Source organism: Pseudomonas sp. UBA5568, from assembly GCF_002425525.1.
In the GTDB taxonomy this organism is placed as follows: domain Bacteria; phylum Pseudomonadota; class Gammaproteobacteria; order Pseudomonadales; family Pseudomonadaceae; genus Aquipseudomonas; species Aquipseudomonas fulva.
Window position 1 is genome coordinate 25,105 of record NZ_DIMK01000026.1, and the last position, 23,608, is coordinate 48,712.

The 23,608-nt window shown below is 63.4% G+C and carries 20 protein-coding genes; 5 read left to right on the plus strand and 15 right to left on the minus strand.

Annotated features, from left to right (window positions below; all coding sequences use genetic code 11):
- Positions 1-71: 71 nt before the first annotated feature.
- Positions 72-1,982 carry an AAA family ATPase gene (locus tag B2S33_RS08390; protein WP_288650150.1) on the minus strand — a complete coding sequence of 637 codons (1,911 nt, stop codon included), beginning with the start codon at positions 1,980-1,982 and terminating at the stop codon, positions 72-74.
- Positions 1,983-2,083: 101 nt separating this feature from the next.
- A complete protein-coding gene (locus tag B2S33_RS08395) occupies positions 2,084-2,983 on the minus strand; it encodes a helix-turn-helix domain-containing protein (protein ID WP_059184030.1) in 900 nt (299 codons plus the stop codon).
- A 161-nt stretch (positions 2,984-3,144) separates the two neighbouring features.
- Here B2S33_RS08395 and B2S33_RS08400 point away from each other — a divergent pair, with 161 nt between their 5' ends.
- The 4 genes from B2S33_RS08400 to B2S33_RS08415 all read left to right on the plus strand — a co-directional run bounded on the left by B2S33_RS08400 (position 3,145) and on the right by B2S33_RS08415 (position 9,008).
- Positions 3,145-4,503: a glutamine synthetase family protein gene (locus tag B2S33_RS08400; protein ID WP_288650151.1), complete on the plus strand. Its 1,359-nt coding sequence runs from the start codon at positions 3,145-3,147 to the stop codon at positions 4,501-4,503.
- A 67-nt stretch (positions 4,504-4,570) separates the two neighbouring features.
- Complete coding sequence (locus B2S33_RS08405) at positions 4,571-5,659, plus strand: polyamine ABC transporter substrate-binding protein (protein ID WP_027916329.1); 1,089 nt, start codon at positions 4,571-4,573, stop codon at positions 5,657-5,659.
- Between the two features lie 13 nt (positions 5,660-5,672).
- Positions 5,673-6,968 carry an NAD(P)/FAD-dependent oxidoreductase gene (locus B2S33_RS08410; protein WP_028687794.1) on the plus strand — a complete coding sequence of 432 codons (1,296 nt, stop codon included), beginning with the start codon at positions 5,673-5,675 and terminating at the stop codon, positions 6,966-6,968.
- A gap of 120 nt (positions 6,969-7,088) precedes the next feature.
- A complete protein-coding gene (locus B2S33_RS08415) occupies positions 7,089-9,008 on the plus strand; it encodes an acyltransferase family protein (protein ID WP_288650152.1) in 1,920 nt (639 codons plus the stop codon).
- Between the two features lie 12 nt (positions 9,009-9,020).
- Here B2S33_RS08415 and B2S33_RS08420 read toward each other — a convergent pair whose 3' ends face one another.
- On the minus strand, positions 9,021-10,397 hold the full coding sequence (locus B2S33_RS08420) for an L-serine ammonia-lyase (RefSeq protein WP_128610505.1): 1,377 nt from the start codon (positions 10,395-10,397) through the stop codon (positions 9,021-9,023).
- Between the two features lie 146 nt (positions 10,398-10,543).
- On the opposite strand from B2S33_RS08420, the gene B2S33_RS08425 reads away from it, so the two are divergent.
- A complete protein-coding gene (locus B2S33_RS08425) occupies positions 10,544-11,497 on the plus strand; it encodes a LysR substrate-binding domain-containing protein (protein ID WP_027916333.1) in 954 nt (317 codons plus the stop codon).
- 38 nt (positions 11,498-11,535) lie between these two features.
- Here the strand turns inward: B2S33_RS08425 and B2S33_RS08430 are convergent, their stop codons facing one another.
- From B2S33_RS08430 to B2S33_RS08485, 12 genes are all read right to left on the minus strand, one after another.
- On the minus strand, positions 11,536-12,957 hold the full coding sequence (locus tag B2S33_RS08430; protein ID WP_027916334.1) for an undecaprenyl-phosphate glucose phosphotransferase: 1,422 nt from the start codon (positions 12,955-12,957) through the stop codon (positions 11,536-11,538).
- Positions 12,958-13,131: 174 nt separating this feature from the next.
- Complete coding sequence (locus B2S33_RS08435) at positions 13,132-13,890, minus strand: WecB/TagA/CpsF family glycosyltransferase (protein WP_236165817.1); 759 nt, start codon at positions 13,888-13,890, stop codon at positions 13,132-13,134.
- A complete protein-coding gene (locus B2S33_RS08440) occupies positions 13,890-15,050 on the minus strand; it encodes a glycosyltransferase family 2 protein (protein WP_288650153.1) in 1,161 nt (386 codons plus the stop codon). The genes B2S33_RS08435 and B2S33_RS08440 overlap by 1 nt, the downstream gene beginning before the upstream one ends.
- Positions 15,047-16,249, minus strand: coding sequence for a glycosyltransferase (locus B2S33_RS08445; RefSeq protein WP_288650154.1), 1,203 nt, complete (start codon positions 16,247-16,249; stop codon positions 15,047-15,049). The genes B2S33_RS08440 and B2S33_RS08445 overlap by 4 nt, the downstream gene beginning before the upstream one ends.
- A 49-nt stretch (positions 16,250-16,298) precedes the next feature.
- A complete protein-coding gene (locus tag B2S33_RS08450; RefSeq protein ID WP_027916338.1) occupies positions 16,299-17,303 on the minus strand; it encodes a DUF535 family protein in 1,005 nt (334 codons plus the stop codon).
- 9 nt (positions 17,304-17,312) lie between these two features.
- Complete coding sequence (locus B2S33_RS08455) at positions 17,313-18,299, minus strand: glycosyltransferase family 2 protein (protein ID WP_288650155.1); 987 nt, start codon at positions 18,297-18,299, stop codon at positions 17,313-17,315.
- The gene (locus B2S33_RS08460) at positions 18,296-18,820 is read right to left on the minus strand and encodes a serine O-acetyltransferase (RefSeq protein ID WP_027916340.1); all 525 of its coding nucleotides are present in this window, start codon (positions 18,818-18,820) and stop codon (positions 18,296-18,298) included. Before B2S33_RS08460 ends, B2S33_RS08455 begins: the two co-directional genes overlap by 4 nt.
- Positions 18,821-18,828: 8 nt before the next feature.
- Entirely contained in the window at positions 18,829-19,782 is a 954-nt protein-coding gene (locus tag B2S33_RS08465; RefSeq protein ID WP_033695182.1) for a glycosyltransferase family 2 protein, read from the minus strand.
- Positions 19,775-20,392, minus strand: a complete 618-nt coding sequence (locus tag B2S33_RS08470; RefSeq protein WP_027916342.1) for an acyltransferase — start codon at positions 20,390-20,392, stop codon at positions 19,775-19,777. Before B2S33_RS08470 ends, B2S33_RS08465 begins: the two co-directional genes overlap by 8 nt.
- Positions 20,393-20,496: 104 nt before the next feature.
- On the minus strand, positions 20,497-21,963 hold the full coding sequence (locus tag B2S33_RS08475) for an FAD-dependent oxidoreductase (protein ID WP_110606541.1): 1,467 nt from the start codon (positions 21,961-21,963) through the stop codon (positions 20,497-20,499).
- Positions 21,960-22,172: a twin-arginine translocation signal domain-containing protein gene (locus B2S33_RS08480; protein WP_128610508.1), complete on the minus strand. Its 213-nt coding sequence runs from the start codon at positions 22,170-22,172 to the stop codon at positions 21,960-21,962. The genes B2S33_RS08475 and B2S33_RS08480 overlap by 4 nt, the downstream gene beginning before the upstream one ends.
- A 40-nt stretch (positions 22,173-22,212) precedes the next feature.
- Positions 22,213-23,589: an oligosaccharide flippase family protein gene (locus B2S33_RS08485; RefSeq protein ID WP_145279003.1), complete on the minus strand. Its 1,377-nt coding sequence runs from the start codon at positions 23,587-23,589 to the stop codon at positions 22,213-22,215.
- Positions 23,590-23,608 lie beyond the last annotated feature (19 nt).

Here is a 23,608-nt window from a genome sequence, read left to right on the forward strand (position 1 = left end):
CCTGCCTGAAAGAACGAGCAGCGTTCAGCCGAGGTGCAATTGTTACCCACCCGGCTGACCCTCACTCTCCATCACCCCCGCCCCTGATCTTTCACCCAATCGAGCATCCCACCCGGCACGATCAGCTCATGTCGAGCCCTGGAACACGCCGTGTACAACCCCGCCAGCAACCGAGCGCGCTCGTTGCGATTGCCTGACACCTGTTGCGGCACCATCAGCTCTGGCGACACCATCACCCGCGCGAACTCCATGTTTCTCACATCCCGAACCCGCCCCAGGAACAGCTTGGGCGCCTTGTCCCAGCGATAGCGGCTCTTGGCCTTGGCAAAGTGCTGCGCGGTATACCCCTTGCCCAGCATCGAAGCCACCGCGATGAACGCCTTGTCGTCCCCCTTGTGCTCGGCCAGCGCCTGCCAGCTGGCGTACCGGAACAGCATCGGGTGCCGGGGCCGGGTGCCGTGGCGGTACAGCTCGATGCAGTCTTCGACGAACAGCTCGAAGTCCTTGCGTGCCCCGTGCAGCATCACGAACGCAACCCCAAGGTGCGTCAGGCGCTGGAACCAACCGAACAGGCCCCACTCGTCCTCGACGATCAAGGCCGTTGGCTGCTCGGGCACGGTCACGCCGTCGAAGAAACTGACGCGCGTGTAATGCTCGGCACTGCCGCTGAACGCGGCCTGGATGGCCGCCGGGTGCGCCTGAATCAACGGGTTGAGCACATTGTCCATGGCCGGCCCGACCCGCAACGAATGGTCGATGTAGCGTTGACGAATGAACCCGCCGTGGTGGGCGCTCAGGCCATTGAGGTTCTGCAACTCGTCACCCAGCGCAATCACCGACTGCGGGCTGCGGTCGAGCACCTCGAGCATGGGCGCTGACAATTCGTGGGCTTCGTCCACGATGACGTGGGTATAACGCGCATCGATCAGATAGCCGGTCAGGGCGAGCAATTTCACCCGGTGGTAATCACGCAGCGGCAACTGAATTTCCCTGGCCGGGGGGCGGATCAGCGCCTGCCAGTAAAGGCGCGCCGTTTCGAGCAGCACTTGCTGGTCCAGCGGCGTGCTACCGGGCACGGACGGCGGCAAGTGGTGCAAGCCAATCTGGGCGTCACCAGTGTGGCAAAAGGCGCGCACCGCGCGTACGCACACACCCACCACGTCGACTGCCGACAGCGGTCCGACGTCGGGCAAGCCGAGCCAGCGCACGATCTGCGACTCCTGCGGGCGCCAGGACTGCCGGGTGCGATACGGGTCACGCAGTCGCCAGCCGGTACGGGTCAGGTCGCGGTTCAAGAGCACATCGGCCAGTTGCCCGAACGTCATGGCCGTGTAGGCCGCGGCATCCTTTACCCGCGCCTGCAGCGCGCGCAGTTGCCCTTCGGTCAAGGCCAGCAGCAAGGTGCGCTGCGGATCGAGCAACCTGGCGAACTGATGGATCAGAAAGGTCTTGCCGGTGCCCGCAAAGCCCTGCACCGCCACTGACTCGTCCACCCCGCTGAGAAACTCACGCAACAGGCGGTTCTGCTGGTCACTGAGCTTGAGGTCACTGGCAAGGGACGGCAGGTGCACGGCATGCAGGGGCGTGACGCGCTGGCGATACAGGTCGGCGAACTGGTAGTTCCACTGCCCCTGATCGTCCAGCAATTCATCCGGCGAATGGGCGACCTCAGGCGATAGCAACGCGACGCCATTCTCGCCCAGCATGCCCAGGCCCATGGCGAACGCTTCGCGGTCGAACTGCTGCTGTACCTGCGCCTGAAAGCGCCCGGGCGCTGCCTGCTCGACCTGCTGGGCAATGCGCAGCACCTCGGCGAAGCGCCGCTCCTGGGCGTCGGCTGTGAGCGGCCTGGGTTGACGGGCCAGGTGCTGGACGAACAGCACGGCAGCCGCTTGCAGCACATCGGCAGCGGCCAGTGGATCGGCGCACGTGCCGCCGGCGAGGCTGTCGGCCTGGTCACTGGGCAAAGGCAGGTAGAACATCGGCACCTCAGGCGTTTATCAGGGCGGCACGATAGCAACTTTATCGCCCTGATGCAGGCACCAAACACCTGGGGGTTGTCATGCCGCAACTTGAGGGCTGCTCAACCCTTGGCACGCCGTAACGTGTCACTGGGAAGTTCCTTGAACAAATGCCTGTAACTGTTTGAAAACCTTCCTAAATGCCAGAACGACCATTGCATCGCCACCTCGGCCACCGTGCCGCCGGCCCCATTCAACAAATCGCGCCGGGCGCCGTTCAGGCGTCTTAACCGCAACCACTGCGCAGGGGGCATCCCTGTGAAGGCCTTGAACGCCTGCTGCAACTGGCGTAGCGAAACGCCCGCAACGCTCGCCAGTTCGACCAGGTTAAGCGTCTGTTCGGGACAATCGGCGGCCCATTCACTGACACGGCGCATGATGGCCCGCGCCTCAACCTGTTGCCCCAGTGCCACGCCTTGCAAGCGCTGGCAGGCAGTGTCCAGAATGAACAGGCAATCGTGCAGCAGCTGCTCGGCCAGGGCTTGCCCCTGCACACGGCCCTGGGATTGTCCCAAGTGGGTCAGGGTGGCGCTCAGCCAACTGCCGAACAACGCCGTTTGCCCGCTGCCCAGCGGCACCATGAACAAGCCCTGAAGGCGTTCCAGGTCCAGCCCATGGCTGAGCAGGAAGGCCTGCTCGAACACCACGGCCACTTCCTGATAGTGCTCGGGGGTGATCCAGATGTTGCGGGTATGCTCATTGAGCAGGTACAGGTTGTTCTCGCTTCGGTCGAAGCAGAAGGTCAACGAGCCCTGCGGAGGCCGAAAGAATTGTTCCACGCGCGTGTTGAGACGTTCTTCGTACACCTGCAGCCCGTCCAGGCCCAGGCAGCGGAGCTCGCCGCTGAAATGACCCGGCGACATCTGCCGATAGTGCTGCTGCCACCCAGGTGTGACGCGGACCTGCTCGGTCACATCGTGAGTGTGGTAAGCCTGGACTTGCAAGGCATCTGCGGTATTCACGCGACATCCTTTGTGCACTCTAATGGTGCATTCGACAGCGTAGAAAGTGGATAGATCGTAGCCGGGACTGCGACCAAGATAGTCGCCAGCGCGTCGACTGGGAAGCCAATGGCTGTTCACCTGTAATGCCGCGCACTCACCGATAACCTCAAGAGGTCCGTATGAACGCCCCCTTCGATCAGTTGTCCGCCTGGCTGAAAGAGCACCGCATCACCGAGGTCGAATGCGTCATCAGCGACTTGACCGGCATCGCCCGCGGCAAGATCGCCCCTACTGCCAAGTTCCTGCACGAACGCGGCATGCGCCTGCCCGAGAGCGTGCTGTTACAGACCGTCACCGGCGACTACGTCGACGACGATATCTACTACAGCCTGCTCGATGCGGCCGACACCGACATGATCTGCCGGCCTGACCCCAGCGCGGTGTATCAAATCCCCTGGGCTATCGAGCCGACCGCCATCGTGATCCATGACACCTTCGACAAACAGGGCAACCCGATCGAGCTGTCACCTAGAAACGTTCTCAAGAAAGTGCTGCAACTGTATGCCGATAAAGGCTGGCAACCCATCGTGGCCCCGGAGATGGAGTTCTACTTGACCCAGCGCTGCGAAGACCCCGATCTGCCATTGCAGGTGCCGCTGGGACGCTCCGGGCGTGCCGAGAGTGGGCGCCAATCGTTCTCCATCGACGCTGCCAACGAGTTCGACCCGTTGTTCGAGGATGTCTATGACTGGTGCGAGCTGCAGGGGCTGGACCTGGACACCCTGATCCACGAAGACGGCCCGGCGCAGATGGAAATCAATTTCCGTCACGGTGACGCGCTTGACCTGGCCGACCAGATCACCGTATTCAAGCGCACCATGCGCGAAGCGGCCCTCAAGCACAACGTGGCGGCCACGTTCATGGCCAAGCCCATCACCGATGAACCGGGTAGCGCCATGCACCTGCACCAAAGCGTGCTCGACGTGGCCACGGGCAAGCCGGTGTTCGCCAACGATGACGGGAGCATGAGCCAGTTGTTCCTGCACCACATCGGCGGCCTGCAACGGTACATACCCAAGTTGCTGCCGATGTTCGCCCCCAACGTCAACTCGTTCCGCCGGTTCCTGCCGGACACCTCCGCCCCGGTCAACGTCGAGTGGGGCGAGGAAAACCGCACCGCAGGCCTGCGCGTACCCACCTCCACACCCGAGTCGATGCGCGTGGAAAACCGCTTGCCGGGCGCAGACGCCAACCCTTACCTGGCCATCGCCGCCAGCCTGCTGTGCGGCTACCTGGGCATGGTCGAGCAGATCGACCCCAGCGCCCCGGTCCAGGGCCGGGCCTACGAACGGCGCAACCTGCGCCTGCCGATCACCATCGAGGATGCGCTGCAACACATGGAAGATTGCCAGACCGTGCAACGGTACCTGGGCAAGTCCTTCGTGCAAGGCTACGTGGCGGTCAAGCGCGCCGAGCATGAGAACTACAAGCGCGTCATCAGCTCATGGGAGCGTGAGTTCCTGATGCTGAGCGTCTGACCCTGCAGGGGCCGCAGCGCGGCCCTTCCATACCGCACACCCACAACAATGCCAACGAGGTGTCGTCATGCATTACCTGAAAGCCCTGATCCCTTCTGCATTCACCCTGTTGTTCGCGGCCACCAGCCAGGCGGCGCCGACGGTGAGCGTGTACAACTGGACCGACTATATCGGTGACACGACGCTGGCGGACTTCCAGGCCAGCACCGGTATCAAGGTGGTGTACGACGTGTTCGACTCCAACGAGACCCTCGAAGGCAAGCTGCTGGCCGGTCGCACCGGCTATGACGTGGTGGTCCCGTCCAACCACTTCCTGGCCCGTCAGGCCCAGGCGGGCGCTTTCCTGCCGCTTGATCGCAGCAAGCTGACCAACTGGCAGCACCTGGACCCCAAATTGCTCAAATTGCTGGAGCAGAACGATCCCGGTAACCGCTATGCAGTGCCCTACCTGTGGGGGACCAACGGCATCGGCTACAACGTGGACAAGGTCAAGGCAGCATTGGGTATCGATCGAGTGGACTCCTGGGCGGTGCTGTTCGAGCCCGAAAACCTCAAGAAACTCAAGCAGTGCGGCGTGGCCTTCATGGATTCTCCCGACGAATTGTTCCCAGCCATGCTCAACTACCTGGGCATGGACCCGCGCAGCGAAAACGCAGCGGACTATCCCAAAGCCGAGGCGCGCCTGCTGGCCCTGCGGCCCTATATCACGTACTTCCACTCCTCCAAATACGTATCGGACCTGGCCAACGGCAACATCTGCATCGCGTTTGGCTATTCGGGCGATGTGTTCCAGGCGGCCAACCGCGCGGCGGACGCCAAAAATGGCGTGAAGATCGCCTACAGCATCCCCAAGGAGGGCAGCAACCTGTGGTTCGACCTGCTGGCCATCCCCAAGGATGCCAACAACCCCGAGCAGGCCCTGGCCTTCATCAACTACCTGCTCGACCCACAGGTCATCGCCAAGGTCAGCGCAACGGTCGGTTATGCCAATGCCAACCCCGACGCCAAGGCATTCATGGACCCGGCGCTGGTGAACAACCCCGAGGTCTACCCACCTCAGGAGGTGCTGGACAAGCTGTACATTTCCACGACACAGAGTCCGAAGATCATGCGCCTGATGACGCGCTCCTGGACCAAGATCAAGTCCAATCGCTGAGTGAGCACGCCCCATGACTTTACCTGCCGAACATGCCGCGTCCTACTATGCGGCCACTGCCCGTGATACCAACCGCTACCCGCACCTGGAGGGCGACATCGATGCCGATGTGTGCGTCGTCGGCGGTGGCCTGACAGGGGTCAACACTGCGCTGGAACTCGCCGAGCGCGGCCTGTCGGTGGTGCTGCTCGAAGGCCGGCGCGTGGGCTGGGGCGCCAGCGGGCGCAACGGCGGCCAGCTGATCCGTGGTATCGGCCACGACGTCAACGGCTTCGCCCGGTACGTGGGCGAGGACGGCGTGCGGTATCTGAAGCAGGCAGGCATCGACTCGGTCACCCTGGTGGCTGAGCGGATCGCCCGCCATGGCATAGAATGCGACCTGCGCTGGGGCTTCTGCGAGCTGGCCAATACCCCCGCCCAGTTCGCTGCCTTTGGCGCCGAACAGCAGGAGCTGGCGGCGCTGGGATACCAGCCGCACACCTACCGGGTGCCGGCAGAGCGGCTGCGCGAGGTGGTCGGCAGCGACCGCTACGCAGGCGGCATGGTGGACATGGGCTCAGGGCACCTACATCCCCTGGATCTGGTGCAGGGCGAAGCTCGAGCGGCGCAGTCCCTGGGGGTGCAGATCTTTGAACAGAGCCCCGTGCTTCGCATCGACCACGGCTCCACGGTAACGGTGCACACCGCACACGGCAAAGTGCGCGCTGCCAGCCTGGTACTCGGTTGCAATGCCCACCTTGAGGGCCTGGAACCCAGACTCAGCGGCAAGGTGCTGCCGGCGGGCAGCTACGTAGTCGCAACCGAACCACTGGAGGAAGCGGTCGCGAAGTCGCTCATCCCCCAGAACATGGCCTTGTGTGATCAAAAAGTGGGCCTGGACTACTATCGGCTGACCGCCGACAGGCGCTTGCTGTTCGGCGGTGCCTGCCACTACTCCGGGCGCGATCCTCGCGACATCGCCGCGTACATGCGGCCCAAGGTACAGCGGGTGTTCCCGCAGTTGGGCGAAGTGCGCATCGACTACCAATGGGGCGGCATGATCGGCATCACTGCCAACCGCTTCCCGCAGGTCGGACGCCTACGTGATCACCCCAACGTCTACTATGCCCAAGGTTATTCGGGCCATGGGCTGAACGTCACACACTGGACGGCCAGGCTGCTCGCCCAAAGCATCGCGCTGGGGCAAAGCAAGGGGCTGGATGTGTTCAGCGCCGTGCCGCACCTCACGTTCCCCGGCGGCAGAGCGTTGCGCTCACCTCTGCTGGCCCTTGGCATGTTGTGGTACCGGCTGCGCGAGGCCTTGGGGTGAAGACGTTCAGGTATAGGCCAAGGGCCATGTGGTAGTCTGCGCCCCTTGAAATGCACGGTCACGCCGACCCTGCCAAAAGGAAGCGGGCCACCAGGCCCAGGCCAGATCAGGACCCCTCCCATGCTGTTCCACAAGAACATCAACGCCTTGCGTGCGTTGGCTGTCGTATCGGTCGTGCTGTACCACTTCAAGATCCCGGGGTTCTCGGCCGGGTTTCTCGGCGTGGATGTGTTCTTCGTGATTTCGGGCTACCTGATGACGCGGATCATCGTGAGCGGCCTGCACAAACAGCAGTTCTCGCTGATCGGCTTCTACGCGGCCAGGGCCAGACGAATCATTCCGGCCCTGCTGGGGTTGTGCATCGCCCTGACAGTGTTCGGGTATTTTTTCCTGGCAACGGACGACTACCGGGAATTGCTGCGCACCAGCAAGCAAAGCCTGCTGTTCACGTCCAACCATTATTTCGCCCGTGACGGCAGTTATTTCGACGCACCGCTTCAGGAAAACTGGCTGCTGCACACCTGGTCGCTATCGGTGGAGTGGCAGTTCTACCTGATTTACCCAGTGATCATGATGGGCCTGCACAAGGTGTTTGCACTGCCAACCTTCAAGCGCCTTGTGTTGGCGCTTGGTGTTGGTTCCCTGATGTTCTCGGCGCTCTACACCCCAGGCCATCCGGTCGCATCGTTCTTCCTGCTGCCCACCCGGGCCTGGGAAATGCTCGCTGGGGGGCTGGTGTTTTTGTATCCGCTCGCGCTTTCGCCCAGGGCTGCGGCACTGTGCGAAGGCCTGGGCCTTGCGCTGATTGCAGGCGCCCTGGCACTGCTGCCCCACGATGCTACTTGGCCGGGTTACCTGGCGCTGGTGCCGGTGATCGGCACCGTGCTGGTGATCCACGCCAATGCCAACAGCCTGTTCGCACGCAACCGGGCGCTGGCATTTCTGGGCAAGACGTCGTATTCGATCTACCTGTGGCACTGGCCTTTGGTGGTGTTGCTCTATACCTGCGGGCTACTACACGACTGGCGCGCGGTGACCTGTGCGGTGCTGTTGTCGGTTGCGCTGGGCGCGGCATCCTATGGGTTGATCGAAAGCAGGACACGCGCCCTGAAGCGCCCGGTACTGGGCCTTGTCCGCTACGCGGGCATGGGCCTGGTGTGGGTGGCAACGGCCGGGGCCGTGGCCTCGGCGATCAAGCACAACCCGCAACTGCGCTGGACCCAGGATGACGGCAAGCCAGAATACGAAAGCAAGCTGTACGCACAGCACTGCGACACCAACGCGTACGGGGCCTCGCAGTGCGTGTTGGGCACCGGCGACATCTCGGCCCTTTTGCTGGGCGACAGTCATGCCCAGTCAACCGCTGCGGCCTTGATGCTGGAAAACCCCGGCGCGGCCATGGGCTGGGCCCGGGCCGGCTGCCCTACCCTGATCGACTTCGAAATGGGCGACAAGGACGTCGAGCAGCACTGCAAAGCTTTCAACGCCGACAAGTTCGCCAAACTGGCTACGGACTACCCCGGCGTCCCCCTGTTCCTGTTCAGCCGCGCAGCGCTGTATACCGACCAACGTCGGCACAGTGGCTACAGCGTCTACTTCAACGGCGACAAGCAACAAAGCGGCCCGGCATTCGAACGGCAGTTCATCCAGACCTACACCCAAACGGTCTGCATGCTGGCACGCAATCGCCCGGTGTATATCGTCAAGCCAGTGCCGGAAATGCCGTTCAGTGTGTACAAGGGCCTGACCCTGCAGCATCGGCTACTGGGCATGAACAGCGACATCGTTACGCCTGTCAGCGAGTACCAGGCCCGCAACCGCCTGGCCCTGGAAGCCATCGAGACGGCGGCCGAACGCTGCCACGCAGGTATCGTCGACCCGGTGCCCTACCTGTGTCCGGACGGCAGGTGCATGGGTTCCAAGGACGGGAGGCCGCTGTATTTCGATGACAACCACTTGATCGACGCGGGCAACGAACAACTCAAGGGCCTATTCAAGCAGGCCCTGCACAGCAACACGGGTTCGACTGCCGTGCGCTGAAGCGCAGGGTGCTCAACACTCGACGAACGCAACGGCCAAGCCGCCGCGAGAGGTTTCCTTGTAGTTGGCGTGCATGTCCGCCCCGGTGTCGCGCATGGTGCGGATGACGCGGTCCAGGGAAATGAAGTGCTCTCCATCACCGCGCAGCGCCATCTGCACGGCATTGATCGCCTTGACCGCGGCGATGGCATTGCGCTCGATGCAAGGTACCTGTACCAGGCCGCCGACCGGGTCACAGGTCAGGCCCAGGTTGTGCTCCAGGGCGATTTCAGCGGCGTTTTCCAGTTGCGCCGGTGTCGCGCCCAGCAGCTGCGCCAGGCCTGCGGCTGCCATCGAGCACGCCGAGCCCACCTCGCCCTGGCAGCCCACCTCGGCGCCGGAAATCGACGCGTTCTTCTTGCACAGGATGCCCACCGCCGCAGCCGCCAGGAGGAAATCCACCACGTCATCATCGCAGGCGCCGGGGTTGAATTTCATGAAGTAGTGCAACACGGCCGGGATGATGCCGGCTGCGCCATTGGTGGGTGCGGTGACCATGCGACCACCGGCGGCATTCTCTTCATTGACAGCCAGGGCGAACAGGTTGACCCACTCCATGGCGCTCAAGGTAGAACCGATGACATTGGGCTTGCCCAGCTCTTGCAAGCTGCGGTGCAACTTGGCCGCCCGGCGCTTGACCTGCAAGCCGCCTGGCAATACGCCCTCGTTGCGCAGCCCATTGTCGACGCACTCGCGCATGGCAGCCCAGATGCGCAGCAGCCCGTCCCGCACCTGCGCTTCGGGTCGCCAGGCGCATTCGTTGGCCATCATCAACTGGGCCACGCTCAGGCCATGCTGGCCGCACAGCGCCAGCAGCTCGGCTGCGCTGTCGAACTCGTAGGGCAGCGTGACGGTTGGCGCCAGCCCTACGGGCGCGGTCAGCTCGGCCTCCTCGACAATGAAGCCGCCGCCCACCGAATAGTAGGTCTGGTGCAGCAGGCTGGTCTGCGCGTCGAACGCCTCCAGGCGCATGGCGTTGGGGTGATAAGGCAGGTTTTCATCGAGCAACAGCAGGTCGCGGGCGTAGTCGAACGCCACGGGATGGCTGCCGTCGACCATCAGGCAGTGCTCCTGCAGTACCTGGCCGATGCGCGAGTCGATGCTGGCAGGATCGATGCGGTCCGGCCACTGTCCCATCAGGCCCAGAAGGCAGGCCCGGTCGGTCGCATGGCCCACGCCAGTGGCCGAGAGCGAGCCGTACAGGCGTACTTCGACACGCTGGGTGCTTCGGAGCAGGCCCTGCGCGCGCAGCGCTTGGGCAAATGTGGCGGCGGCGCGCATCGGTCCAACCGTGTGCGAACTGGATGGGCCGATACCTATCTTGAAAAGGTCGAAAACACTGATAGCCATGCTAATACCTGACGGGCGGTTGCTGCTGCCAAAACACCCAACGCTTGGAAACCTAGGGCGCACAGGCCTGTTTCGCGAGATACTGCGCGCCTGTGCTACAAATGACCAACGAAACTTCCTAAGCCAGCCTTTAGCAGGACTAAACCATGAGACGTCAACTGACAGGGCAATCCTTCGTCTGGCTGCACGTGTTCGCCTGTGCTGCCCGCCACCTGTCGTTCACCCGCTGCGCCGAAGAGCTGCATATCACCCCGGGGGCCGTGAGCCAGCAGATGCGCCAGCTGGAGGAACGGCTGGGTTATCGGCTGTTCCTGCGCCGCGCCCGTGGCGTGGAACTGAGTGCCGAAGGCCAGCGCCTGGCACAGACGGTGGCCGATGCCTATGGCAGCATCGAGGCCGAACTGCTGCGCCTGGATGCAGGTGAAATTCGCGGCACCGTACGGGTGCGCTCGATCCCATCGTTTCTGGCCAAATGGCTGACGCCGCGGCTGTCACGTTTCCAGCAGCGCTATCCCGACATCGAGCTGCGGCTGGTGGCCGAGGACAGCGCACAGGCACTGACGCCTGGGGATTTCGACCTTGCGATCGACCTGAATGACGGCAGCTACCCGGGCATGCTGTCGACGCCGCTGCTGGCCGAGCAGATCTTCCCGGTCTGCTCCCCGGCCCTGCTGCGTGGGCGCCCCCCGCTGCACGGGCCAGCGGACCTGGTGCATTACCCGTTGCTGCACGACATCACGGCGTGGCGAGGCAGCTCGGAATATGCCGAATGGGAGTTCTACCTGGAGGGCATCGGCGCGTCGGCGCAACCCGTTCGGCGTGGCCACACCTTCAACCGCAACCACTTGACCATCGAGGCGGCCATTGCGGGCCTTGGCGTGGCCATTGCCCGGCGTACTCTGCTCAACGACGAACTGGAGCGCGGCGCGCTGATCGTGCCATTCGGGGTCGCCATCCCCAACCACAAGCGCTACGTGGTGCACTACCCACCCGGCGGGTTGAACCAGCCCGGCGCGCGTGCGGTACACGACTGGCTGGTGGCAGAAGCGCAAGCATTTCGTGAATTGCATCCTCTGTCTGGCGCACCGCAAGACCTCTAGCGCAGAGCACCGGGGATGCTTGGAAGCGGTTAGGGTCGCTAATACGCCTGCTTGCCGGTAAAAGCGTTGAGGGTGCGCACCAGGATCACGAAATCCAGCCACAGGGACCAGTTGTTGATGTACTCGATGTCCGAATCGACGCGCTGGATCATCTGCTCGATGTCCTTGGTTTCACCCCTGAAGCCTCGCACCTGGGCAAGGCCGGTCATGCCCGGCTTGATGTTGTGGCGCGCAAAATAGTCGACGATGTCCTGGGAGTACAACGTGTCATGCTGCAACGCATGGGGCCTGGGGCCAACCAGTGACATCTCGCCCGTCAGCACGTTGAACAACTGTGGCAGCTCATCGAGGCTGGTGCGCCTGATGAACGCGCCGACCCGGGTCAAGCGCGGGTCGTTCTTCTGCGCCTGCTTGATCTGCCCGGCTTCGGGCTGGTGAACATGCATGCTGCGAAACTTCCAGATCCGAAACGACTCCCCGGTCCAGCCCGTGCGTTCCTGCCGGAAGAACACCGGGCCTGGGCTGTCGAGCTTGATTGCCAGGGCCACGGCCAGTAACACGGGCGATGCACACAGCAGAATCAGTGCCGCCAGGATGCGATCCTCGAGGTTCTTCAGGAACAGGCTCATGCCAGTCAAAGGGGTTTCGGACAAGGTCAGAACGGGAATGCCGGCGATTTCGCGCACGCTGTGGTTGATCAGGCGCAGGGAGAAAATGTCGGGCACCCAGTTGACCGCGATGCACTTGTCGAGCAATTTGAAATAGACGTCGCTGATGACTTGCGAGCCTCCAAGGGGCGTTACCAGGTAGACCGTGCGAATGCCATGCTGGGCGACGATGCCGTCCAGATCACCGATATGCCCGAGCACCGGCAGGCGCTGCTTGCCTTGCTCAACGTCGTCGCCATGCGGCGCGGCCTCTGCGGTCAACACGCAGCCCACCACCCGTTCCCCGAACCAGGGGTTGCTGCTGATTTTCTGATAGAGAAAATTGGCCAGGTCCCCGTCGCCGATGATCAGGGCGTTCTCCAGGCGAGCGTGGGCGGTAAAGCGTTTTTGCAGTTCACGCACGGCAAAATGCAGGAACAGCTGGGCGATGTAGCCGATGACGAACAGTTCCACCACCAGCAACCGTGAGTAGGTTTCGCTCTGCTTGGTCAGAAAGGCCATGACCACCAGGAAGCAGAACGTCGCTGACCACGCCTTGAACAGCCGGAACGCCTTGATCGACAGCCCGACGTTGGTGCGATAGATGGCGTAGTGATCGTAAATGACCGCCAGCGCCCCGATCAGCAGCAACAGCATGATGACGTAGTCGGACGTGATGTAGCCGAACTGGTCGTAGATCAGGTACCAGGCGATGCCGGTCACCGCTACGCCATCCAGACCGGCTTGCACGGCGTTGCTGACACTGCTTCTGCGCTGAAGCAAAGACCGGCTGCTTCGGGGTTCGAACACCATTTCAGACCTCATCGATGGGTGCATGGCCAGGGCCTGTGATCGCCCCTTGATACTGAAGAACAGCGTTGGCGAAGCCGGTAAAGCAGCAGGCGCGCTCGGGTGTGTATAGCCGTGATATCACTGTAGCAGCCCGTCCTTGGGTGCGCGGTGCCTTTGGGCGACCGCGCCATGTCGTCAGCCGCCAGGGTGCGGCGCTCGCTCTGCCTGGGCGAACCGCCGCGCGCGTAACAGAAATAGCGGATTGCCAACCACGTAGCGCATGAACAGCCGCCGTGGCTCGCACAACAGGCGGTACAACCATTCCGCACCCAGGCGCCTGATCCAGGCCGGTGCGCGATGGACCTTGCCGCCCATGAAATCCAGCACGGCGCCGCCGCAAACGATCGTGCACGCCAGGCCGGTGCGTTTGAGCGCAGCCGCCACCGCCTCCTGCTTGGGCATGCCCATGCCCAGCACGATGAGATCCGGCCGGTGCTTGGTCGCCAGGCGCAGGTAGGTCGGCACGTCGGCGAAGCCGTCATGCACCGAAACCGGCGTGACGCCATAGGTGGCAACGCAGCACTGAACAGCCTGCTCCAGGAAGGGCTGGCGGGTGCCCCAGAAGGCCACGCGGCGCCCACCATAGGCGTGCACCAACCGAGGAATGAAATCGGTCCCATTCATGTTCAACCCTGGCGCCAACCCAAGCTGCCGGTACAGCATCGCCATGCCCGAGCCATCGCGCAGCAGCACATCGGCCCCCAGCAGCGCCTCACCATAGGCGTCATCGCTAACGATCAGGTTCATGGCATGGGCATTGACGAAGCCCAGCACGGTCGGGGCTACAGGGGCAGCCAAGCCTTGCAGCAGGCGCTCGGCAGCCTCGTCGTCCTGGATCACCTGCAACTGGTCGATGACCGCGTGCCATCGTGCTCGCCACTGCTCACCGGCCATCAATCCTCCTCCCGGCGGGAGCGCACCCACTCCACCTGGCGTTTGATCAGAAAACCCACGTACACCGGGACCTTGCGCAAGGCGTAGAACGGCGCGTAAAGCAGCACCGAGAACGGAATCACGTCGCGGCAGAACCGCGCCCAGGCCAGCAGCACCGCAAGCGCCAGTAACAGCAACGCACTTAGCGCCATCCAGGCAGGTATCGCAATGCCTGCCACGGCATAGGCCAACCAGGTAAGGGCGTTGAGCCCCAACAGCATCAGGACCAGCAAGGCCAGCGGAGGCANNGCCAGGTTGCGCTGGCGCACGGCAGCCCAGGCGCGACGGGGCGCATCGGCCAGCATCAGCCCCAGGTGCCCGTGCTCCCAACGCGTGCGTTGGCTGTTCAGGCCCTGCTCGCTGGTCGGGAACTGACTGGTGACCAGCGCCTGCGGGCAGAACACTGGCGGCGTGCCACGCTGGCAGAGGTCCAGGCCCAACTTCACATCTTCGACCAGATGCCCATTGGCCAAGTCCACGGCGGCCAAATCCTGCCAAGGGAACGCCATGCCTGAGCCCATCAACTGGCACGGCAGGCCCACCCGTGCCCAGCCCCGGGGCCGAACCAGGTTCTTGACCCGCCAGGCGAACTCGGCCACCTGCACCTTGAGACCGGCACCAGCCGGCGCCTTCATGAGGTACAGCGCCTGCACGGGTCGGCCGCTCTGTGCGCAGCGACGGGCCAACTGCTCGAGCGCACCTTTCTCTGCACGGCAATCGGCATCGACGATGATCACCACCTGGCGTGGGTCGGCGGCCAGGTGACGCATGCCGAAGTCCAGCGCATAGCCTTTGCCCCGGCGCAAGGCATCCTGACGCACGACCACCTCGGCGCCGCCCTCCTCGGCCCGCCGCGCCGTGTCGTCGCTGCAGTTGTCGGCCACAACCAGCAGGCGGTCACCGGCTTGCAGTTGCGGCACGAGGCTCGCGAGCGTTGCGCCGATGATGCTCGCCTCGTCATAGGCCGGCACCAGCACGGCCACCTGCGGGCGCGTCCAGGCAGCGGCAGGTTGTGCACGAGCGGGCAGGTACGCCAGCAACACCTGCCCCAGCAGTACCAGCACCGGAACCGATACCAGGAACGCCAGTGCCCCCAGCAAGAACGTCAATACAGTGATCATGCCGTTGCCTTGAAATACTCGGCCAACCGGGCCGCCTCAGTGTCGACATCATGCCGTTCCAATACCCGAGCATGGCCGGCTGCGCCCATGCGCTGCAGCGCCTCGACGGGCTGCTGGAGGCACTCGGCGATGGCTTCGGTCAATTGTTCGACGTCGCCCGCCGGCACCAGCCAGCCGTTCTCGCCGGGGCGCACCAGCTCGGGGATACCTGCCACGTAGGTGCTCAGCACTGGACGGCGCAGCGCCATGGCTTCCATCAAGACCACGGGTAGCCCTTCGGCGAAACTGGGCAGCACCAGGGCACGCGCCGCCAGTATGTGCTCGCGCACTTGCGCACTGCCAATCCAGCCAGTGATGCGCACCTGGTGCTGCAAGCCATGATGGGCGATCAACCGTTCTATCTCCCCACGCAGCTCGCCATCACCGGCCAGCACCAGTTCGAAGGCGATGGCACGCGCCGCCAACCGGGAGGCAGCTTCGAGCAACAGCAACTGGCCTTTCTGCTCGCACAGGCGACCCACGCAAACCAGTCTCGGCGCCTGGGGTATCGCCACGCTAGGCCCTTCATGAAACGCACGCTCCAGACCGCAATGCACCACCTTGACCTTTGGCCAGTGGGCATGCGCCACCCAGCGATACAGTTGACTGCGTCCGTAGGCACTGACCGTTGCCACGAAAGCGGCTCGGTCGACCTTTTCGCCCAGGTGCAGGAACTGCGGTTTGTCGAATTCCTCCGGTCCGTGAACAGTGAAGCTGAAAGGCGGCCCACCCAGTGCATGGACGAGCATGACGACCTCAGCGGAGTTGGTGCCAAAGTGGGCATGGACGTGGGAGGCCCCGCTTTGCGGCAGCCAGAGCAGTACCTGACAGGCTTCGGCCAGGTACACCAAATGATACGGCCAGGCGCGGTCCGCCCTGTATCCCATGCGCAAGGCCAGGTTCAGGGTGTGCAGGAACCGCCTTGGCTGTGCCCGCAGCACGTGCCAGAGGGGTTTGAGCAAACCCGACAGCCCTTGCTGCAGCACATAAACCGTTTTGGCTTTCTCGCAGGCGTCCTCGGGATCCTGCACCTCGGCGTCCCATCCGCGCAGGGCAATGCGCTGTACCGTAATGCCCAGGCGTTCAAGCGCCAGGATTTCGCGCCGTATGAAACTGTGACTCACTTTCGGGTACTGATTGACGAAGTAAGCAATACGCATACAAATCCAGATCCAAACCCGCTTGATGACCCCCCGCGCCCGACAAGCCTTATGAACGGCCTTCTGTCAGGGGCGGAGCGTCCACTGCCGATGCATGCCCAGCGCATGCATCCCCTTGTAGTTCTTGTAGTTCATGGTTCCCGGCAGCGCCTGCCAAAGCCTCGTGCATGCGCGTGAAAACATCGTCGAGCAACGCCTGCCGGCGGCGGTACATGGCCCGTTTCTTGGCGGGAATATCCGAATCGGCGCGCTGTGCAGCCACCAGGGGCAGCTCGAAGAAACCGTTGCAGGGCGTCGGTTGGCCGCCGTGCTCCTGCCAGATAGCATCGTAGTCGGCCGCCAGTTCCCGGGCGGTGTCGGCGCCAAAATAAGGATGACGGTGGTGCCTGCAACGGTCGCTGACGGCCAGTATGCGATCGACCGAAAGCGAGCGCGCCAGGCATTTGAGCGCTTCGAGCACCAGGCTGCGCGGGCGCAGGCCTTCGAAATGCTTGGTCAGGTCGCGATAGATGGACAGGGATGTTTCGCTGTCGATGCCTTTGTGGATGCCTTGCACCGCGCCAATGAACAGCGTCAACGTGTTTGCGTCCCTGCACAGGGTGAAGGCGAGTGACGCGACCCGCAGGTCGCCCTGAAACAGGTTCAGGACCAACTCGCCTTCGCGTTTGAACCAGATCGGCCGGTCCAGTACCAGGCTGCAAGCGGGTGAATGATCCCCCAGGTCGCACAACACACGGCGTTCATCGCGGCCTGTGACCAGAAGCCCCGGCGCTTGTGCAGTCACCACTTCGAAATGCGAGGCCACGGCATCTAACCGTTGGGCCACGCTCCAGGCACTACTGATGTAGGGCCATTGCACCATGCCCAGCGCGTCGTCGCCCATGCGCTGGCGCCATTGTGGGCCCAGTGCAGTCGTCATGCGTCCCATGAAGCGCACAAGCGCGTGGCGATGGCTCATCATCAGCAGGGCAAGCGCGCACTTGCTCTTCACGGCGCGCGGGGTGAAACCGGGTTGCAACGTCGATACGCGGGTCACGAGGCGGACAAGCATCATGGGGTCATCTCACTTGTACTCGATCAGCGCTGATTTGCCGGACAGCAGCCGCTGGCGCCAGAATTTGAGTTGGCCCACTGCCTCTGGGAACTTGCCCAGCACCAGAAACAAGGCCTGCAACCTGCGTTGCCGGGGCGCCAGCGCGCCACGCCTGGCCAGCCGCAGGATTTGCAGTGGGTACAGCAGCAAGAGCGCCAGCCCCCCTGCCCCGAACATCAGACAAGCCAACAGTGTCAGCAGCGGAATCCCCAGCCCCCAGACCCAGGCACGGCGGGACTCACGCACCCAGTGCCGCTCGGGTGCAGCACCGTGCAACCAAGCGCCTTCGGCATAGGCGTAGCCGGCGCGCATGCTGCGTCGCCACCATTGGCTGAAGCGCGTCATGGCCGCATCGTGCAGGGTCATTTCGGCGTCCAGGCGCCAGACTTTCCAGCCCGCGGCTCGCAAACGCACGCACAGTTCCGGCTCTTCGCCGGCAATCAGCCCCGTCCGGAAGCCCCCTACGCTGGCGAACGCCTGGGCGCGCATCAACGCGTCGCCGCCACAGGCCTTGGCTTGTCCAACCGGGGTGTCCCACTCCAGGTCGCACAACTGGTTGTACACGCTTTGCTGGGCAAACCGCTCGCGCCGCCGCCCACAGACCACCGCCACCTGCGCGTGTCGTTGCAGGAAGGCGTGGGCAGTGGGCAACCACTGGGGGTCGATCTCGCAGTCGCCATCAACGAACTGCACCATGTTCAGGCCAGGCTGCAGCTGGTGCAGCCGGGCGAAACCTTCGTTGCGCGCGCGGGCGGCGGTGAATGGAATGCTCAAGTCCAAGGCCAGGACGTGCACACCCAACTGATGCGCGAGCTGAACCGAGCCATCGGTCGAACCGGAATCCACGTACACCACCGTATCGACACCGGCCACCAGCGCACGCAGGCAGCGCTCCAGGCGCTGGCCCTCGTTGCGACCGATCACCACGACGCCGACCGCCTCCAGTTGTGTGCTCACGGCATCACCTGCGTCGCGGGGCTGTGCCTGGGCTTGATCACGGCCGGCACGCCGACCGCAATGCAGTTGTCCGGCACATCCACCAGCACGACCGCATTGGCGCCGATCACCACATTGTTACCAATGCGTATATCGCCCAGGATCTTGGCGCCGGTGCCAATGTCGACATTGTTGCCGAACACGGGCGCCACAGGCCGATCGACCTGCTTGAGCCCCACCACCACACCGTTGCGAATGCGGCAGTCGTCACCGAACCGGGCATAGCCGCTGACGATGATGCCGCCGAAATGATCGATGACGAAATGCCGGCCCACTACCGCCTCGCAGGGCAGTTCGACCCCGGTCAGGATCTGTACCAGCTTGAACAACACCTTGTAGACCAGCGAACAGAGCTTGCGCAGCGGCGCGGGCCTCACGCCATAGCGCCAGCGGCCAAATCGGTAGACCAGCATCACCCAGAACCCCTGGGCTCCCCAGTCGCCCCCATGGGCCCGCAAATCGGCACGAATATTCTCGAACATGGTGCGCACTACCTTGTCGGCTGGGTGGCATAGCGGGTTTTGAACAGCAATGCCCACGTGGTGCGGCTGTGCAGCCAGCAGGCCCGCAAGGCCGCCCGCCCGCGCCGCTTGATCAAGGCCTTGAGCGCCAGTATCAGGTCACCCAGGCTCACCAGCAGCATATGCAGGGCAAGGCCGGCCCGACCGTGGTGCTTGCGAAAGTACAGCAGCTCGCTTTCTATCTGGTAAGCGGATATCTGCCGGCTCGCGGCTTCGAGCTGGGCCACCGACTTGGAGCTCTCGCCGCCGATGTGCACCACCGTGGTGTGCGGGTAGAACACCACCTTCCAGCCCGCTGCCTTGACGCGCTTGCAGTGGTCGACTTCTTCGTAATACAGAAAGAAACGGGGGTCGAACAGCCCGACCTGGTCGAGGACCTCACGGCGCACCAGGTAGAAACACCCAGGCAGCCAATCGCATTCGCGCACCGACCCATGGTCCCAGCTCATGTCATCGACGCGCTGTACGCCGGGGACGAAGCGTTCCAGGCCGGTGCGGGCAAGAAACACGTTGAGCGGTGTCGGAAAATACCGGCAGCTCGGTTGCAGGCTGCCATCGCGACCTTCGAGCCGAACACCCAGCACGCCACACTCCGGGTGCGCCTGCATGTAGTCCAGGGTCTTGTGCAACGCGTCCTGGGCCACGAAAGCGTCGGTGTTGAGCAGCAGGGCGTATTGACCTTGCAGGTGGGTCAGCAACTGATTGTTGGCACGGCCAAACCCTACGTTCTGCCGATTGCTCAGCACCAGCGCCTGAGGGCAGACCTGGGTCAAGCGGGCAAGTGAGTCGTCGGCCGAAGCGTTGTCCACCACCAGGTAGCGCGCCAGGTGCTCGCTGTCGGCGCTGCGCAAGGCATCGAACATGGGCTGCAGCAAACCGGCCGTATTGAAATTGACCACCATCACGTCCACAGGCTTAGCCATTGTCGCTGTCCCCGAAGAAGTACTGGCGCCGCTGGGCCATCAGCATGGGCTCCACCTGGGGGTCAAAAGCGCCCTTGCGCTGCTTGACGATGTCGATCCAGGGATAGGCTTCGCAGCGGGCTTCCACCCGTTTGATCAGCGCATCGGTGGTGCAGATGAAGGCCGCCGGGTTACCCCCATAGACGGTGCCGGGCGGCACGTCCTTGGTCACCACGGCCCCGGCGGCCACGACGGAGTCCGGCCCGATGGTCACGCGCGGCATGACGATTGCGCCGTGACCGATGAAGCAGTTGTCCTTGATGTCGATGAAGCCGACCGAGTCCAGGTGCTTGCCGAAGCGGTGCTCGATCAGCAGCACGACGCCGTCATGGCCGATGAGGGTGCAATCGGACAGGCCCACGCTGTTGCCAATGCGCACCAGCGATGGGTCGGTCACGTTGCAACCCTGGTTGATGTAGACGTTGGTGCCCACCGAGTGAAAACCGCCCCAACGGGCCAGGTAGGTGCCCCATTCCAGCCCCGCTGGGTTGCACATTTTCTTGTACAAACCGCGTGCCCGTCCCGTGCGGTGGGCATACTGCATTACGGCTCTGCGTATCCATCCCATCATGCTGCCTGGCCTCGCAATCGATGCAACCTGAGTTATCCCTGGGCGGCGCCGGTCTCGTTCTTGTGTGTGCTGACCGCCGCACCCCTTGTCCTAAAGCCGGTGAATCACGCCGCGGCGCTCCTCTGGGCGCTCATGCGGGCATCGAGGTGTTCAGCCAGGCGCACGGCGAATTGCAACAGTGGCATGGTCGGGTTGGAGGCACCGCCGGTGGCGAAGATGCTGCTGCCGGCTGCATACAGGTTGTCGGTGCCGAACACTTTGCAGTCGCGGTCCACCACCCCATGACGGGCGTCGGCGGCCATGCGCGTGGTGCCCATGTGGTGGGCGTGCGGCGACAGCCTGAGCGGTATCGAGGTGTCGTAGACGAAGTCGTTGAGTTTGACGAACCCAAGGTTCTCCTTGGCCCACTGGGTCGCAAGTTCGGTGCCGATGCACTTGATCGTATGCCGGTCCTGCTCGTCGAGTACCCAGTTGACGTTGACCTTGGCCACGCCCAGCGCATCCTTCTCGTCGAGCAACGAGATCCGGCTGTGCAGGCTTGGGAATTGTTCGATCATGGTGCTGATGATGCCATCGCCCGGGCAACTGAAGCTGGCGACGAAGGCCACCTTGCTGGCCACGCCCATGTCACAGGCCAGGGTTTCCAGGAAGTACTTGACCTCGGCGGTACGGCCGTAGGTTTGCACGTCGGCCAGCAGGGCCGCGCGCACATTGCCCTTGCCGATCTTGAAATGCTCGATGAAGGCATCGGTGGTGTAGTACTCGCGCGGGTCGGGATCCAGCCCTGACTTGAGGATGAACGTGCCCATGTCGATGTTCAGGTGCTCCATGAAACAACGGCCCACCAAGCCGTCCTGGCTGATCACACCGGCCGCTGCCAGGGAGCTGCTGTTGAGCAGTTGCCGGGCGTTCTCGATGGCGCCTGCGGCGAGGATGAAATGCCGTGCGACCTGACGCTGGCGGTTGCCAGCGTAGTCCGACAACAGCACTGCTGCCAGCCGGCCAGAGGCAGGGTCGAATTCGAGGTCCACGCAGTTGCAGTTGATGAATACGTCCAGCCCTGGGGTTTGTTCCAAGGCGGTGGCGTACTTCTGGGCAAATCGGGTTGGGGTGCTGAGCAGGAAGCGGTCTGGTTCGAACTCGTCGCCGTCCAGCCCCGTGTTGATGGCATGAAAGTCGGCACCGGCGGGCAAGTCGACGATGTCCATGGCGGCGGGCAGGTAGCGCGCGATTTCGGCGTACTCAATGGGCCAGCCCGGCAGTTCACCTGGCGGTGCGATGGAAAAGTCGGACGGGCTGAAGGGTCGGCACCGACCTGCCCAATGGTTTGAAGTGCCGCCCAAATAACGCAGCCGAGTCTGCTCGGCATACAGCTGCAGCCCGCTGGAAGTGCAGGCATACAGCTCCTGAGAGCGAGGTGCGTAGTCATGGCCGCCCCCCTCGGCCAGCAGCACGCTCCAGCCTGCGGCCGCCAGGCGCAGCCCCAGCGTGATGCCGGCGGGGCCGGCGCCGATGATGCACACGTCGTAACTGTCGCGCAGCGTCTTGTGTTCCTGAAAATCGGTGATCATGCCGACGGGCTCTTGAAATACTGGGACGGCAATACCCAGCCATTGATGACCACGAACGCCTCATTGGCCTCGGCGGTGTGCCGGCGCAGCGTTTGCCCGGCGACCGCTGTCACCGGGCCCAGCACAGCGCCTGCCGCCCCCACCACCGCGCAACCCTTCAGAAAGCCCCTACGCCCTACCCGTGACGCACACACGCTCTGCTTGCCCATGATTACCTGGCCATCCTCACGAAATTCCTACAGGTCGCGCTCAGATCCACTCGAACAAAGCGGTCAATCCAGCCCCGCACAGCGCCCCGGCCAACAGGGCCGGCAGCACTACAAGCTCGCGCTTGAGGCTGAACATTCCCAATTTGCTGTTCACGTAAACGATCAACACCAGTGTGGGCAGCGTGTGCAGGGCAACGCCCCAGATCGCCCAGTCCACCCCACCGAAATACAGCAGTACCGGCAGTAACCCCCACAACGAGACCAGGCGAATGATGTTGTCCATGGCCTGGTACTTGGTCAGCCCCAAGGCGATCCAGACCTGATGGGCCAATGTATAGCGCAATGTAAGGAATGACAGCGAGAGAATTGCGAGCATCGGCCCTGCTTCACGGTACCGCTCGTCGTACATCCAGCCAATGAGCAGCGGGCTGGCGGTCAGAAACCCTCCGCAGATGAACAGCACCAGCAGGTCCACCAATAGCCGAAAACGGTAATACAGGGCTACCAGACGCTCGCGATCATCAGCACGAGCCGCTTCGCTGAACGCCGGCAGCGCAACGGCGCCGACCACCTTCATGATGGCCATCTGCACTGCCCCCAGAATCAGCACGGCGATGGAGTACACGCCCAGCTGCGCCGCCGTCATGCTGGCACCGAACCAGATGCGGTCGCCATACATGGCCAGGACCCCGACCATCGAAGACAGCAGGATCCAGCGCCCGAACACGATCAGCTCGTTCAGGGCAGCGCGGTCCCAGTGCAGACGATTGCCAGGGCCCTCCAGCGCAGTGTGGCCCAGTACCGTCCAGGCCAGGGCAGACACCAGGCCAGCGCTGACCAGCGCCCAGATGGAATGGGTCAGGTAGCCCACCACGAGCATCACCAGCAGGCCCGCGACTTGCGACGCCAGGTCGACCAGCACCACGCGCTTTTGTTGGAAGGTTCGCACTGCCACGTCTATCTTGGTGGACTGAAAACCCCAGATCACGGCAGATAGGCCGGTGATGGCCAGTACCGCCGGCAAAACCGGGGCCGCGTAGGTCGCGTCCGCAGGCCACAGCTCAGCCACCTGCGCCAGCCACGCGCCCAGGGCCAGCAGCAAGGTCAAGGCGAACAGGATGAAGCCGCGAATGATCTGGACAGTCCAGGCCGTGTTGAGGAAAACGGGGTCGTCACCTCGATGGCTCTGGATGATGTTCTGGCGCAAGCCAACATCGGAGAGCAAGTGAAGCAGTACCGAAACCGTGGTGGCGATGACCATGACCCCGAACATCTCGGGGACCAGGATACGCGCCATGATCAGGTTGCCGCCCAGGCGCATCAGTTGGGAAGCCACTTGCGAGACCAGGTTCCATGACCCCGCCCGCAAGGCCCGCGAGCGTAAGCTTGCGGTGGCTGACACCTCAATCGACGGCATGGGTTCTATCTCTGACTAG